Raw genomic sequence first — 13,323 nt, 5'->3', positions numbered from 1 at the left:
TTCGACCGGATTATGAGGTTGAAGAACGGATACGTGGCGGGTTTCCAGTGCCGATCGCTGCCGTGCTCGACAGCGGTAATTCGGTAGGGTCCGGGTTCCTCCACTGTCTGCGTCGAGGGCAGCAGACCTGGCGTATCTTAGCGTAGACTCGCAGAAATTTGCGCTGACTTGTCGAGGGGGTTTGTAACTGTTTCTGAATTCCGAATCTTTAAGCAGTAGTAAGCAACAATTAGCAACAAGACGATGCCACGGTCGTACGCTATCGGCGAGTTCGCGGAGGAACTCGGCGTCCACCCCGAAACCGTCAAACGGTGGTGTCGAAGCGGCGACCTTGACTACACCCGGACACCCGGCGGCGACCGCCGCATCCCACACCGCGAACTCCTCCGCCTCGCTGGTGATGCTCGCCCCCGCGACCACGTCGCTCTCTATGCCCGCGTCTCCAGCCACGGTCAGAAAGACAACGGCGATCTTGACCGTCAACTTGACCGTCTCCGAGACTACGCACACGACAACGGGTGGACGGTCGAAACCACCTACACTGACGTTGGCAACGGCCTCAACGAAGACAGGCGCGGTCTCAACACCCTTCTCGACGAGACTCCAGATGCGGACTTCGGACGCGTCCTCGTCACCTACGAGGACAGACTCACCCGCTTTGGCTTCTCCTATCTCGAACGCCTCTTCGACCACCACGGCGTCACCATCACTGTCGTCGAAGACGAGACGGACAAAACCGCACAGGAAGAACTCGTCGATGACCTCATCAAGCTCGTCGCCAGCTTCTCCGGCAAACTCTACGGGATGAGGTCATCGAAAAAGCAGCAGGTCGTCAACGCAGTCGAAACCGAGGTGACTGCTGATGAGTGACCATCTCTCGTTGCCCGTTCGACTACCGGACACCCACCGCGACCAACACAAACGGTTGGACGAGTTCGTCCAACACGTCGCCACCTGCGTTCTCCACCTCCGCTGGACGCCGGAACACCTCACCGGCATCTCCAACTCCGACCATCAAGCGTGGAAGTACTTCGACGAACACCAACCGTTCGAAGAACTCGACGACCACGCCCTGTACAAAACAATCCACGGTGAGGCACCGCCGGAGGACTTTGAGCTATACCTACCGTCACGCATCCGGCGGTGCATCCTCCAGAAGGTGGGTGAAACTCTACGGAGCCACGCTGACCGCCGCGAAGCCTTCCAAGCCATTCAGGACGTCCTCCCTACGCACAAGATCCGCAGAATCCACCGTCGACGCATCAAAGAAGAGCTGTGGGACGACGGCGAGTACCTCTCCAGCGGCTACGTCGACGTTCTCATCGACCAACTCAACACGTACTACGACCGCCACGGCCGATACCCCGACTCATATTTCGAATTGCAAGATGCACCGGAGTACAGCAACGGCGTGTTACCGTACTCGGCAGACGATGGCCCCGCCAGCGGCCAAGCCATCAAATACCAGTACGACGAAGACGACCAGTCATTGACGGTGAAGATGAAGACGCCCGATACCGTGACGCCCGAAAGCCGTGGAGACTGGTCGTGGCACGAACACGAACTCGACGGGTACGACGCCTTCCACACGCTTACCGCGCGCGGTTCTCTGTCAGCCCCCGAATTCCAGTCCTCAAGGCGGAAGAACGGCGACCAATTCTACGAACTCTCTTTCCCCGTCGACATAGACACTACCGACGCCGACGGTGATGCAGACCGTGTGTTGGCACTCGACGCCGGAATGCGCAAGGACGTGACGGCTGTCGTCGTTGACGAGGACGGCGAACAGGTGTCGCGGCCGCATTTCGTTCGGTTTGCCGACCGCGACAAGATGCGTCGACTCCACCGAGAACGGCAACGGTTGAACGCCAGATTAGCGGAACTTCGACGGAACGGACGAGATTACACAGACGAGTTCAAAGAGGTGCAGGCGGAGTACGAACGGGTGAACAACAAGATCCAGCACAAGCGCGAGCAGTTGATTCACGACGTGACGAACCAAGTCGTTGCACTCGCGTTGGTGTACGATGTGGACACGATGGTTCACGAGGATTTGCGGTCATTGTCCCCGCCATCCGGTGAAGGTGAGTTGTCGTGGGAGCTGTCAAGTTGGGCGCGGCGGGAGATCATCGAGAAGATCGAGTACCGCTGCGAGTACGTCGGCGTGGATGTTGAGCGGGTGTATCCGCAGGACACGAGTCGCGTGTGCCCGCGGTGTGGCTCAACCGGGCACACGTGCAAGTCGCCTGATCACGATGAGGAGGTGTGGTGGGGCGGGCACTTCCGGTGCGACAACGCTCGATGTGGATTCGAAGGCGACCGGGATTACGTCGCGGCGGTGAACGTGGCCCGCGTGTTCTTCAGCGAGACGGATGGGCTGGATCACGGTTTTACGTCCTCCTATACGGGGGATTGCGAAACCGTGCCAGCCCGCCGTTCCGCTGGTACGCGACTCACGTTCGGGCGTGGCGTTGTTGCTTACAGGCCTGAGCAGGCAAGGGCGACCGTTGGTGGTGGGTCGGCTGTCATAGCGCCCGCTGTCGTCCTGTCCGGGTCGAATGCGGATGGTAGTGATGGGTGTGGCCCAACCACCCGCGAGTACACCCAATTCCAACGGGTCACTGCTGAACACTGCTGAAAATAGGAACGGTATACCGGCCGAACGGAGGGGAAGGGGGCATGTAAATCGATGGCCTCGGCACTCATAGGGCTCGTCACTACCGGTTGCCGAGACCGGCTCGGAGCGGGTACGTCGTCATCGGCCGCTCGAGTCTAGCCACGGCCGGCCAAAGACCCTTGCGCTCGTCGCGTTCGGCCCGCCTTACCTTCCCCGCCTGACGGTGAGAACGGGGACGTCGCTCTTGCGGACGATCTTCTCTGCGACGCTGCCGATCACGAGGCGGTCGGCTCCCGATCGGCCGTGGGTACCGATTACGATGGCATCGATGTCCTCCTCGTCGGCGTACTCGAGGATCGCCTCGTTCGGTTTTCCGTACTCGATCTCGGTGACGACCTCAACGTCGAACTCGTCGCCGCGGTTGGCGACTTCATCGACGGCTTTCGTTCCCTCCGATTTCTGTTCGTCGACGACGTCGTCCCACTCGGCGCTCGCCGGCTCCGCGCCGGCGGCGAACCCACCCAGCGGAATCGGTTCGACGACGTACAGCGCGTGTACGGTCGCGTCGTTCTGTTTCGCCAGCCGGAGCCCCTCGTCGATGGCGGCGCGTGCCGGCTCGCTGCCGTCGGTCGGGATCAGGATTCGATCGTACATATTCGTCTCTTTTGGTCGCCTGGCAATATATAACGTGGCACACTCGGCGGCTGCGAACGACGCATACTCACCGTCAGACCACATACGGGGCGTCGATGGACGACGGGCGAGCGATTCCCCGACTGACGAAAGCCGAACTCGCGGTGTTCGTCTCCGGCGTCGCAAGTATGGGACTCGAGATCCTCGCGGGGCGGATCGTCGCCCCGCAGTTCGGCAGCAGTATCTACACGTGGGGAAGTATCATCACGGTCTTTCTCGCCGCATTGAGCGTCGGCTACTGGCGCGGCGGGAAGCGGGCGTCGACACACGCTTCGACCGCGCGGCTGTGCTGGGTGCTCTTGTTCACGGCCGCGTACGTGGCCGTGGTGTTGTTCGGCCGGGAGTACCTGCTGACCGCGACGACGACGATTCCGCTGCCGAGTCGGTACGCGTCGCTGCCGGCGATCGTGCTGTTGTTCGGACCGCCGACGTACCTGCTCGGCTTTATCAGCCCCTACGCCGCAGAGCTGTCGAGCAAGGACGGCGTCGGCGAGGCGTCGGGCCACGTCTACGCGCTCGGGACGATCGGCTCGATCCTCGGGGCCGGCGCGACGACGTTCCTGCTCATCCCGTCGATGAGCGTCGACGCGATCGGACTGTTTTTCGGGCTGTTGCTCGTCGGCACGGCGCTCGCGCTCGTCGTACCTTCGGTTCCCCGCGGGCCGGTGGCCGCGGCCGTCGTCGTGGCCCTGTTGCTCGTGGTCGCCGCCGGGAGCGGCCCCGTCGCCGTCGATCCCCGCGGAGAGGTCGTCTACCAGACCCAGACGCCCTACCAGGAACTCGAGATCGTCGACAGCGGCGAAACGCGGACGATGTATTTAGATGGCGCACGACACAGTGCGATGGACCTCGAGGACCCCGATCGCCACGTCTTCGCGTACACCCGATACTTTCACCTGCCGTACCTGTACGCGGACGATCCCGACGACGTCGACCGGGTCCTGTTCGTCGGCGGAGGCGGCTACACCGGTCCGAAGAGCGTCCTCGAGCACGATCCGAACGTGACCGTCGACGTCGTCGAGATCGATCCCGAGGTGACCGACGCGGCGAAGACGTACTTCGACCTCGAGGACGACGAACGGCTGACGATCCACACGGCTGACGGGAGACAGTACCTCGAAGAGACTGACGAGAGCTACGACGCGATCGTCCTCGACGCCTACAAGCAGGACGCGGTGCCGTTCGAGCTGACGACGGTCGAGTTCATGACGCTCGTAACCGAGCGCTTGAACGAGGACGGCGTCCTGGTGGCGAACGTCGTATCGGCACCGGAGGGGCCAGCGTCCGAGTTTTACCGCTCGCAGTACCGAACGATGGCCGAACCGTTCGCGGAGGTGTACGCGTTCCGGACGTCGGAGGCGAACGCAGTCCAGAACATCCAGCTGGTCGGAACGAAAGACGGCGAGCGCCTCTCGCCCGCGCAGTTACACGAACGAAACGAGAACCGCGAGATCGGCATCGACTTACACGACGAGGTCGACGGCTACGTCGCGGACGCAGACGTCGAGGCCGACGACGCTCCCGTCCTCGAGGACGAAAAGGCACCCGTCGACGCGCTTCTCGATCCCATGGTCGGACAGCGATACGTTATCGAAGAGACCGAGGACGGGGAGACGCGCGAGTCCCGGTCGTCGACCGACGCCGCGCGGGCGACAGGGTAACCCGACCCCGACCGGACGATGAGGACGTTTAAAAACGCGGCGGGAGACACCTCGAGTGACATGACGCCGGCGCCCGACTGATCGCCGCCAGCCGAACCGGGGACGCCGGACGTGAGCGTCGTCGTCCCGGCGTACGACGAGGCGAACTACCTGCGTGGAACAGTTGAGAACCCTGGGGAGCATCCGGAGTCTTGATACCGGCTACGCCTACGAGGTGATCGTCGTCGACGCCGACATCGAGTTGTGCGCGAACTCCCTCACCGAAATGATCGGCGACGCCGAACGCTCGGATCGTCGTTTCCGACGGGCTACTGTCGGGAGGTACTCGTCGAGACGTCCGGTTGTCGGGTCGCCGAGGACGACCTGACCGGGACGAGAACCAGTAGCAGTATACGTCTTGCCACCCTACACCGTCGACAATGGTGGTCTCACGGGCCGAGATCGAACGCCTGCGAACGGAGGCCGACACAATCTTCACGCGCATCGAGACCGTCGAGGACGCACTCGAGCGCGCCCGCAACGAGGACGGCGAACACTGGGAGTCGGGCGAACTCACCCTCGAACTCGAGACGCCGACCGGCGAGGCGATCGAGGTGACACTAAACCTCGAGGAAAGCGCCGCCGAGAACGCCCAGCGCCGGTACGAACGCGCTGGCGAACTCGAGTCGACGCTCGAGGAACGCGAGGCGGTCGCGGGTGAGCTGGCACAGGTGCCGCCCGAGCCACTGGCGTTTCTGATCCTCTATCACCTCAAAGACGTCAAGGGCGATTATCCCCGGTCAATGTCGGGACACCTGAACGCCGACCGGAAGCGAACCGCCGACACCTGCGAGGAACTCGTCGACAGCGGCATGCTCGAGCGCATCGAGTCCGGCATGCTGAAACGACGGGACGTCAAGCTCAAACGCGCGCTGGAAACCCACCAGCACCACACCTACTACCGGCTCTCACGCGACGGCGATCACCTGTTGCGATTCCTCGAGGAGCGCGACGGGAAAAAGAACTTCCTGCGGTGGGTCGAGAACGCAAAGACCCTCGCCCGAAGGCTCTCGCGTGGCGGGCCCGACTACCCCCGGATGACCGCCGAGGAGCTCGACATGGAGTTCGAGTACGTCCGTCGGCTCTACCGGGCCATGCAGCGGGTTGGAGTCGTGACGACTTACGAAGGCTCGATCATCAAGGGGACGGAACGAAAGCTCAAGCCCAAAGACGAGACCCACCGCAAACACACCTACTACGTGACCACCGACGTCGCCGATCGGATCCTGCGAGACCTCGAGGACGAGTAATCCTCAAGGACGACCCAACCGGCGACACCACGGGATCGGTATTTATACTGTTTCGGAACCCACCTCCGGTATGGAAGTTCTCGTCGCCTACGACGGCTCACAGCCGGCACAGAAAGCGGTCGAACACGCGGTCAACGAGTACGGCAACGAGGAGCTGACCCTCTTGCGCGTCATCGAGATGGCCGGTGGCTCGACCGGCGCGGGGATCAACCTCGTTCAGGAGAAGCTAAAGGAAAGTCGCGAGGAGCAGGCGGCAGACCTGACCGACGAGCTCGTCGAACTGCTCACCGAGGAAGACGTCGACTACCGCACGGAGACGGTCGCGGGCGACCCTGCCAGGGAGATCGTCCGGTTCGCAGAAGAGAACGACGTCGACCACGTCGTCGTCGGCAGCCACGGACGGGAGGGGGTCTCTCGCGTGTTGCTCGGAAGCATCGCCGAGACGGTCGTCCGCCGGGCACCCACCTCGGTCACCGTCGTTCGCTGACGGCACCGACGCTGCCGGTAACAGGCCTTTGTCGCTCGCGGCCGTAGACGTTCGCGTGTCACTTCCACCGGAAGCGAAGCGACTGCTCGAGGACGAACCCGTGATGGCTCACCTCGCGACCTGTACCGACGGCCGGCCACACGTCGCCCCGGTCTGGTACGTCTACGACGAGGGAACGGTCGAACTCGTCACGACGGGACGAAAGCTCGCGAACGTCAGGGAGAACCCGCGCGTAGCGCTCTCGATCGAAGAGAGCGAGAACGGCGACGCCCAGTGGACGGTGACGCTGCTCGGGACCGCGACAGTCGTCGAGGACGACGACGAGAACCGCGCCGCGCGCCGACGGATCAACGCGAAGTACGACGCCTCGCCCGACGCGTACGCGGAGAACACGCTCGTCCGGATCGACGTCGGTTCCGGTAGCTACCGGACGTACTGAACGCAAGCGCACAACGGCGACCGCCGGCAAAACCCCCTCACTCGTCCCCGGCAGGTTGTGGACGTGACTGACCGCCGCGTGGCGGCCACCCGCTTTCTCGACGACCGCGCTCCGGTGGCCCAGTCGCGTCGTGTAGAGGCGTGATCGTCGCCACGCGACCGCCAGCGTTGCCGTACTCGTCGGTCAGTTCGCCGACGGTCATCCCCGCGCGGGCCTCGGCGTGACCGACCGGACCGTGCGAGAACGTCTCCCGGTCGGGTTCGTGATACTCGTGGTTGTCCGATATATACACGAACGTGACTGTCAACGAGTTCAACGTCACGATTCGGCCGGGGATGGGATAACGGAGGCGAAAACAGCGTCGCCAACCGTCCGCATCGCCGCTGGAGTGAGAGACCTGTCGTGGTTGCCCTCGAGGTAAGCGCACCGGAACGGAAACGCTGTCTTGCGAGTTCCCGCTACGGTGACGGTTTACGCTGGAACGATTTCGTTCTCGTCCTCGTCGACTTCGGCGGGTGGGTCGAAGCGGTTGTTCTGGAGGATCGCGTCAAGGTCGTACGTGTTGTCCCAGTCTGCGACGTAGAAGGCGTCGTCCCCGAGGCTGTGACCCCGGAACTTGTTGGATTTGACCGTCATGTCCGGACCAAACAGCTCGAGGTGACCGAAGTCCGTCGGCGGATCGGCGAACAAGTTGTTGGCGACTGTTCCGCCGTCGACCTCGAGACCAACCGCGAGATGGTCACCGAGACCGTCAGCCGTGACGACGTTCTTGACGAAGTCGACGTTCGAGGCGTCCTCCGATCCCTGGCTTGCCGTACCGTGGATGTAGGTAACGCTGGAGTCGTCCGTGTGCAAGCGGTTGTTCGCAATCGTGAGATCGCTCGTAGCGTCGTCGTCGGGGACCTCGTCGCGGATCGTCTCGCTCGATTCGGTAACGATCGTGTTCTTGGAAATCTCGATTCCCGACGAGCCGGGTTCGATTTGGACGCCGACTCCGTCGGGTCTACTGCCCTCATTTTCGATTCTGAACCCGCGGAGCGTGACGTCGTCCGCGTCGATGAAAACGGTGGGTCCCTCCCCGCGGCCGTCGATGACTGGCTTCTTCGCCTTTTTGTCCGGCCTCTTCCACTTCTTTTCCTTCGACTTCTTCGTCTTCTTTCCGGCTTTCTTCGACTTTTTATCCTTCCCTTTCGTCTTTTTGTCTTTCTTCTTCCTCTTCGGTTTTTTCCTCTTCTTATCCGTCTTCTTCTTTTTGGAGACTCCTTTTAGCGTCAGCCCATCCACATCGATGGTAACGTTCTCTTCGAACCGCTTGCCGAACACTTTGATACGGTCGTTCCCATTGGCCTCGTCGACCGCCTCCTGAATTGTGTCGTAACTTTCTCCCTGCGTCTTGTTCACGACCGGGTCGCAGATATCGACGTCTGCGCTCGAGGCCGTTCCGACGGGGACTCCCTCGTAGTACAGCGTGACTGTCGCCTTGCCTTTGGGAGCTTTCACCCAGAAGGATTTGGCGTTCCCGGGTTCGTTGCGAAGCGTAATCGTTCCTTTCTCTCCGGTCTCGGCGACGTGATAGACGAAGGTCCGATCCGAGTCGATGCTGTGATGGAGGTAGAACTTCGCTTTCGTCCTGTACCGGTTCACGCACTCTGCGTTGAACGCATGTGGACGCAGGATACACTCGTGCTCCGTCGCGCTCTGTACGCCTTCCGAGACCTGCCAGTCACCGTAGTACAGGTCGAGTGTCATGTCGCCGCCGGAGTCGGGCACCGTGACGTCGAAGTAGGTCGTACTCTTCGCTTCGACTTTCACGATTCCGCTTGCGCACTTGTCCTCGCCCTTGTACGTGACTTTGACCGGCTTGGCGTTGTTGTTCGTGACCTTGTACCGGGCCATGTCGGTCTCTTCGTCGGTACAGACGGCGATGAGGTTGATTCGGTCGGGGTCGGCCTTTCCTTTCTTGCCCTTTTTCTTTTTCGTTCGTGCGTTCGGAACGTCTTTCGCACACTTGTTCGGGTTCTCGAACCGCTTGCCGTCGATTTTCACCGAGAGGATCTTGTCTCCGTCCTCGGGAGTCCGGTCGTAGAACTGGAAGACGTTGAACTTCCAGACGTACTTCCCGTCACCTTTCTTCTTCGGGTGTGCACGAAGGTCACCTTTCGTGATCTTCTTCTGGTAGTTCTCGATGTAGTTCTCGTTCGCGCCCGGGTCCGCGTTGTACAGGCGGACGGTGGCCGTCGCCACGACGTCTTTTTTCGCCGACTTGATGGCACTTCGTCTGAAGTGAACCGCCATCGAGTGGCACTTTTTGAAGTCGACTCGTTTGACGCCGGAACCGTCGTCCCCGGCGCTCACCGAGCTGACGCCGAGTGCGCTACCGCCGATGAACGCCCCGGTCGCCGCGATACCTTTGAGACTCGCTCGCCGTGAGATGCGATTGTCGTCTGTCATGGTCGTCTCTCCGCCGCCACCGACGGCACCGCCGTCGGGCCGGCGAGTACCGACACCTCCTTCAGAGGGACAGTTTGTAATCGATGAACTACTGATCGACACGAAAGTCCTACCCTACCGACTGTTTCTCGACCGAAACAATAATGGTCTCATGAATTACTGCGGTTCCAATACGACCCCCGCCCTGGTCGAAACCCCCGGATGGGGCGGGGTATACGGAGCCTTCGAGGGCCAGAAGCCACGGAAAGCGCCCCCTATCCACAGGTGACGAGAAGAGTTCGCGGCTCGAGTCAACACGTACGGTAGGCTAGAGGTGCCCTGTGCTCGAGTATAGTCAACGTTCCTGTAACAACTCCCACCCCCGCGGCGATTCACAGGAGCCCAGACTTGTCTTGTATTCGACAGGTAGCCCGCAGTCGGGCAGCTCCTTGGGAGGGTTCCCGATTCGATCGGGATCTCGACGCTTAGTGACGTCGTGATCATTGTCGTCAACCCGGTCGACGGAAAAGGCGAGAATCGGACGAGAGAAAGGACGGACCGGCACCGCGGGCGAATCCGCAGTCGCGGTCAGCGCTGGCTAACAGTGCTCGTTCGGATCGCTCTTGGCGTAGCCGACGCGCTTTCCTTTGTAGTACAGTGTGACCGTCGCTTTACCCTTGGGGGCTTTCACCCAGAGGAATTCGGAATTGACTACTCCGTCGCGAACCAGGATCGTTCCCTTCTTTCCTGTCTCGGCAACTCGGTAGGTGAATTTTAGATCCCTGTCTTTCCCGTGGTGCACGAGGAACTTCGCCCGCTGTTTGTAGGGATCGACGCATTCGAAGTTAAATGACACCTGATCTTTGACATCGAGATACTTCCTCTTCTTGTACTTCTTGCCTTTCTTCTTGTAGCCGTCGTACTTCTTGCCTTTCTTCTTGTAGCCGTCGTACTTCTTGCCTTTCTTCTTGTAGCCGTCGTACTTCTTGCCTTTCTTCTTGTAGCCGTCGTACTTCTTCCCTTTCTTCTTGTACTTGCTGTACTTTTTCCGGTGGTTGTTATCTATGCAATCGTTCTCGTGGCCAGCGCTGGCGGAGCTGGCACCGAGGATGGAACCGCCGATGAGCGCACCGGTCGTTGCGATACCTTTGATGGTCGCGCGTCTGGATATGCGGTCTTCGTCTGTCATGGTCTCCCCTCCAGCCACCGACGGGACTGCCGTCGGTCTGGTGGGTGAGAAATACTCCATCGTACGGACTGTTTGTAATCGGTGAGCTACCAGCTTCCACGAGATTTCTAACGAAAGAACAATTTCGTCAGGAACAACGGTCACGAAGCGGAAAGTTACTATCTAGCAGGTCGGGAGATCCAGAGCGACGGAAGTCACCAACTAGAGACCGTGACAGGACACGCCTTCAGTAGCGATCCCGACCCCTACCTGCGGGTAAGGAGACGCTTTGTGGAGACCGATCATCAGGCCGAAACGAGAGCCTGTGGTTCGAATCCGATCTACAGCCCCGTCGGAACCTCGAGGTAGGTCGTCTCGAGGCCCCACTCCTCGACCAGCCCCTGCAGCGACCGGACGCCGACGGTCTCGGTCGCGTAGTGGCCGGCGAGGACGACGGTGATCCCGGCTTCTTTCGCTTCGTGGTAGACCTTCGCTTTCCCCTCGCCAGTCACCAGCGCGTCGGCTCCGACCGCGACGACCTCCTCGAGCCAGTCGGTGCCGCTGCCGGTGACGATCGCCACCTCCGTGATCTCTTCGGGACCGGCGTCGAGCACCCGTACGTCCTCGCCGCCGGTTTCGAGTTCGGACTCGAGGCGCTCGCGAAGCGAGTTGGGCGTGTAGGGCTCGACTGCGGTTCCACGCTGGCCGATGTGTTCGGGGCCGAGTTCGCCGAACGGAACGCGATTCTCGAGTTCGAGGACGTTCGCGAGACCGGCCGCGTTGCCAAGCTCCTGGTGGCCGTCGAGTGGCAGGTGCGAGACGTACAGTCCGAGGTCGTTCTCGAACAGGGTCTCGAGGCGGTCGTAGGTGCGGCCGGTGACGCGCTCGAGGCCGCCCCAGGAGATCCCGTGGTGGGTCACGAGCAGATCCGCGCCGATGTCGCCCGCCCGTTCGAACGTCTCGGCGACGCCGTCGACGGCGAAGGCGACGTGTTCGACCGTCTTCTCGTCGGGGCCGACCTGGAGGCCGTTCGCGCTCGCGTCGAGGTCGGCGTAGTCGTCGGTTCGCAACTCCTCGTCGAGGCGGTCGACGAGTTCCGTGAGCTCCATGTCCGGGGCTTTGCCCGCCGGTGGCTTGTATCTATCCGGTCGCGTTCGAACCCCGTCGAATGCGGGGACCGATTTACGGTCTCCCGTGTCGATACGTCCGCCATGACACGCCAGACAGTCACACACGAGGACGGCGCGATCTACGAGTTCGCTCCCGACCTCGAGGCGATCGAGACGGTCGACTCCGGGGCGGCGCTGACGATCGAGACCAGGGACAGCCTCGATGGTGCGGTACAGGACGAAAGCGACGTGATCGAGTCGGTCCCCGAGGAGGTCAACGCGGCGACGGGGCCGATCGCGGTCGAAGGTGCCCGGCCTGGCGACGTGCTCCGGGTCGAACTCGAGGCGATCCGGCTCGCCGAGCAGCAGGGACGCGTGGTCACCATCGACGGCTTCGGGCTGCTCGACGGCGACGAGGAGATCGACGCGCCGCGAACCCGGCTGACACCCGTCGTGGACGACGACGGAGACACGCCGTCGATACGTTTCGCCGACCTCGCGGTGCCCGTCGAGCCCGTGATCGGGACGATCGGCGTCGCACCCGCCACGGAGTCGTACACGACGCTCGTTCCCCACGACCACGGCGGAAATATGGACACGACGGACGTCACTGCCGGGAACACGATCTATTTCCCCGTCTTCCAGGAGGGCGCGATGCTCGCGATGGGCGACTGCAAGGCCGCGATGGCCGACGGCGAGATGTGCGGCACCGGTGCCGAAATCGCCACCGAGATCGACTGCACGGTCGAGGTGCTCGCAGATCCCGACCACGACCTCGAGCGACCGCTGCTCGAGACCGACGACGCCTGGAAGCCGATCGTGAGCGCTGAGACGCTCGAGGTGGCCTGTGAACGCGCGAATCGGGACGCGATCGAGCTTCTGGCGGCCGAACACGGCTTCGACGAGACGGAAGCGTACATGTTCTCGAGTCTGGTCGGCGGCCTCGAGATCAGCCAGGTCGTCGATCCGCTGGTGACGGTCCGGAACGCGATTCCGAAGGCGTACCTCTCGTCGCCGTTCTGAGTCGATTACGCTCGGTATCGGTTGCCTAACCTATCAGCCTTCGAGGTCTATCGCGGGTGGACCCAGCTCGTCGACGGCGTCTGTCACGACGACGTCGTTCTCTCGGGACAGGTACTCGATCACGCCGTGGTCGTCGAGTCGAGGGAGGTGATCGTGAGCCAGCGCGATCCTGACGCGTCGGCGGACGGATGAGTCGAGCGTCTCGGTCTCGGTCGACTCGTCTCGCACCCGGGCCGCGAGTTCGCAGACGAGTTCGGAAACGGGAACGCGTTCGCCGGGTTCCAGTCGAGACAGGAGGTATCGTCGGTGTGGATGCGAGCAGATCGCATACGCCGTCTCTCTGTCCAGGGCTGTCGTCTCGGTCGGCGACATACACCGAGTTGGTGGCACATACTCCAGACTGTTGG

Annotated in this window: 13 protein-coding genes and 2 pseudogenes; 8 read left to right on the top strand and 7 right to left on the bottom strand. The window is 61.9% G+C overall.

Going from position 1 to position 13,323, the window contains the following annotated elements:
• Positions 1–243 precede the first annotated feature (243 nt).
• Positions 244–870 carry an IS607 family transposase gene (locus QQ977_RS13580; protein WP_285926314.1) on the top strand — a complete coding sequence of 209 codons (627 nt, stop codon included), beginning with the start codon at positions 244–246 and terminating at the stop codon, positions 868–870.
• Positions 863–2,638, top strand: coding sequence for a transposase (locus tag QQ977_RS13575; RefSeq protein WP_285926313.1), 1,776 nt, complete (start codon positions 863–865; stop codon positions 2,636–2,638). Before QQ977_RS13580 ends, QQ977_RS13575 begins: the two co-directional genes overlap by 8 nt.
• 183 nt (positions 2,639–2,821) lie before the next feature.
• Here the strand turns inward: QQ977_RS13575 and QQ977_RS13570 are convergent, their stop codons facing one another.
• A complete protein-coding gene (locus QQ977_RS13570) occupies positions 2,822–3,271 on the bottom strand; it encodes a universal stress protein (RefSeq protein WP_285926312.1) in 450 nt (149 codons plus the stop codon).
• Between the two features lie 95 nt (positions 3,272–3,366).
• Here QQ977_RS13570 and QQ977_RS13565 point away from each other — a divergent pair, with 95 nt between their 5' ends.
• The 5 genes from QQ977_RS13565 to QQ977_RS13545 all read left to right on the top strand — a co-directional run bounded on the left by QQ977_RS13565 (position 3,367) and on the right by QQ977_RS13545 (position 7,186).
• Positions 3,367–4,971 (top strand): spermidine synthase, encoded by a 1,605-nt coding sequence (locus QQ977_RS13565; RefSeq protein WP_285926311.1) that lies wholly within the window; start codon positions 3,367–3,369, stop codon positions 4,969–4,971.
• A gap of 154 nt (positions 4,972–5,125) precedes the next feature.
• Positions 5,126–5,338: a hypothetical protein gene (locus QQ977_RS13560; RefSeq protein ID WP_285926310.1), complete on the top strand. Its 213-nt coding sequence runs from the start codon at positions 5,126–5,128 to the stop codon at positions 5,336–5,338.
• A 52-nt stretch (positions 5,339–5,390) separates the two neighbouring features.
• Complete coding sequence (locus QQ977_RS13555; protein ID WP_285926309.1) at positions 5,391–6,260, top strand: DUF2250 domain-containing protein; 870 nt, start codon at positions 5,391–5,393, stop codon at positions 6,258–6,260.
• 70 nt (positions 6,261–6,330) lie between these two features.
• Positions 6,331–6,747 carry a universal stress protein gene (locus QQ977_RS13550; protein ID WP_285926308.1) on the top strand — a complete coding sequence of 139 codons (417 nt, stop codon included), beginning with the start codon at positions 6,331–6,333 and terminating at the stop codon, positions 6,745–6,747.
• A gap of 55 nt (positions 6,748–6,802) precedes the next feature.
• Positions 6,803–7,186: a pyridoxamine 5'-phosphate oxidase family protein gene (locus QQ977_RS13545; protein WP_285926307.1), complete on the top strand. Its 384-nt coding sequence runs from the start codon at positions 6,803–6,805 to the stop codon at positions 7,184–7,186.
• Between the two features lie 30 nt (positions 7,187–7,216).
• Here the strand turns inward: QQ977_RS13545 and QQ977_RS17355 are convergent.
• From QQ977_RS17355 to QQ977_RS13525, 5 genes and pseudogenes are all read right to left on the bottom strand, one after another.
• Positions 7,217–7,324 (bottom strand): annotated as a pseudogene (locus QQ977_RS17355) (NAD(P)/FAD-dependent oxidoreductase); the annotation flags it as partial.
• Positions 7,311–7,472 (bottom strand): annotated as a pseudogene (locus tag QQ977_RS17285) (deoxyhypusine synthase); the annotation flags it as partial. The pseudogenes QQ977_RS17285 and QQ977_RS17355, both read right to left, overlap by 14 nt.
• A gap of 185 nt (positions 7,473–7,657) precedes the next feature.
• Positions 7,658–9,637: a hypothetical protein gene (locus QQ977_RS13535; RefSeq protein WP_285926305.1), complete on the bottom strand. Its 1,980-nt coding sequence runs from the start codon at positions 9,635–9,637 to the stop codon at positions 7,658–7,660.
• A 577-nt stretch (positions 9,638–10,214) separates the two neighbouring features.
• Positions 10,215–10,805 carry a hypothetical protein gene (locus tag QQ977_RS13530; protein WP_285926304.1) on the bottom strand — a complete coding sequence of 197 codons (591 nt, stop codon included), beginning with the start codon at positions 10,803–10,805 and terminating at the stop codon, positions 10,215–10,217.
• A 320-nt stretch (positions 10,806–11,125) separates the two neighbouring features.
• Complete coding sequence (locus QQ977_RS13525) at positions 11,126–11,893, bottom strand: Nif3-like dinuclear metal center hexameric protein (protein WP_285926303.1); 768 nt, start codon at positions 11,891–11,893, stop codon at positions 11,126–11,128.
• 102 nt (positions 11,894–11,995) lie between these two features.
• On the opposite strand from QQ977_RS13525, the gene QQ977_RS13520 reads away from it, so the two are divergent.
• Positions 11,996–12,916, top strand: a complete 921-nt coding sequence (locus QQ977_RS13520) for an acetamidase/formamidase family protein (RefSeq protein ID WP_285926302.1) — start codon at positions 11,996–11,998, stop codon at positions 12,914–12,916.
• A 33-nt stretch (positions 12,917–12,949) separates the two neighbouring features.
• Here QQ977_RS13520 and QQ977_RS13515 read toward each other — a convergent pair whose 3' ends face one another.
• A complete protein-coding gene (locus tag QQ977_RS13515) occupies positions 12,950–13,288 on the bottom strand; it encodes a DUF7344 domain-containing protein (RefSeq protein WP_285926301.1) in 339 nt (112 codons plus the stop codon).
• Positions 13,289–13,323 lie beyond the last annotated feature (35 nt).

This window comes from Natrialbaceae archaeon AArc-T1-2, assembly GCF_030273315.1.
GTDB lineage: Archaea > Halobacteriota > Halobacteria > Halobacteriales > Natrialbaceae > Tc-Br11-E2g1.
This window is presented reverse-complemented; position numbering and strand designations above follow the sequence as displayed.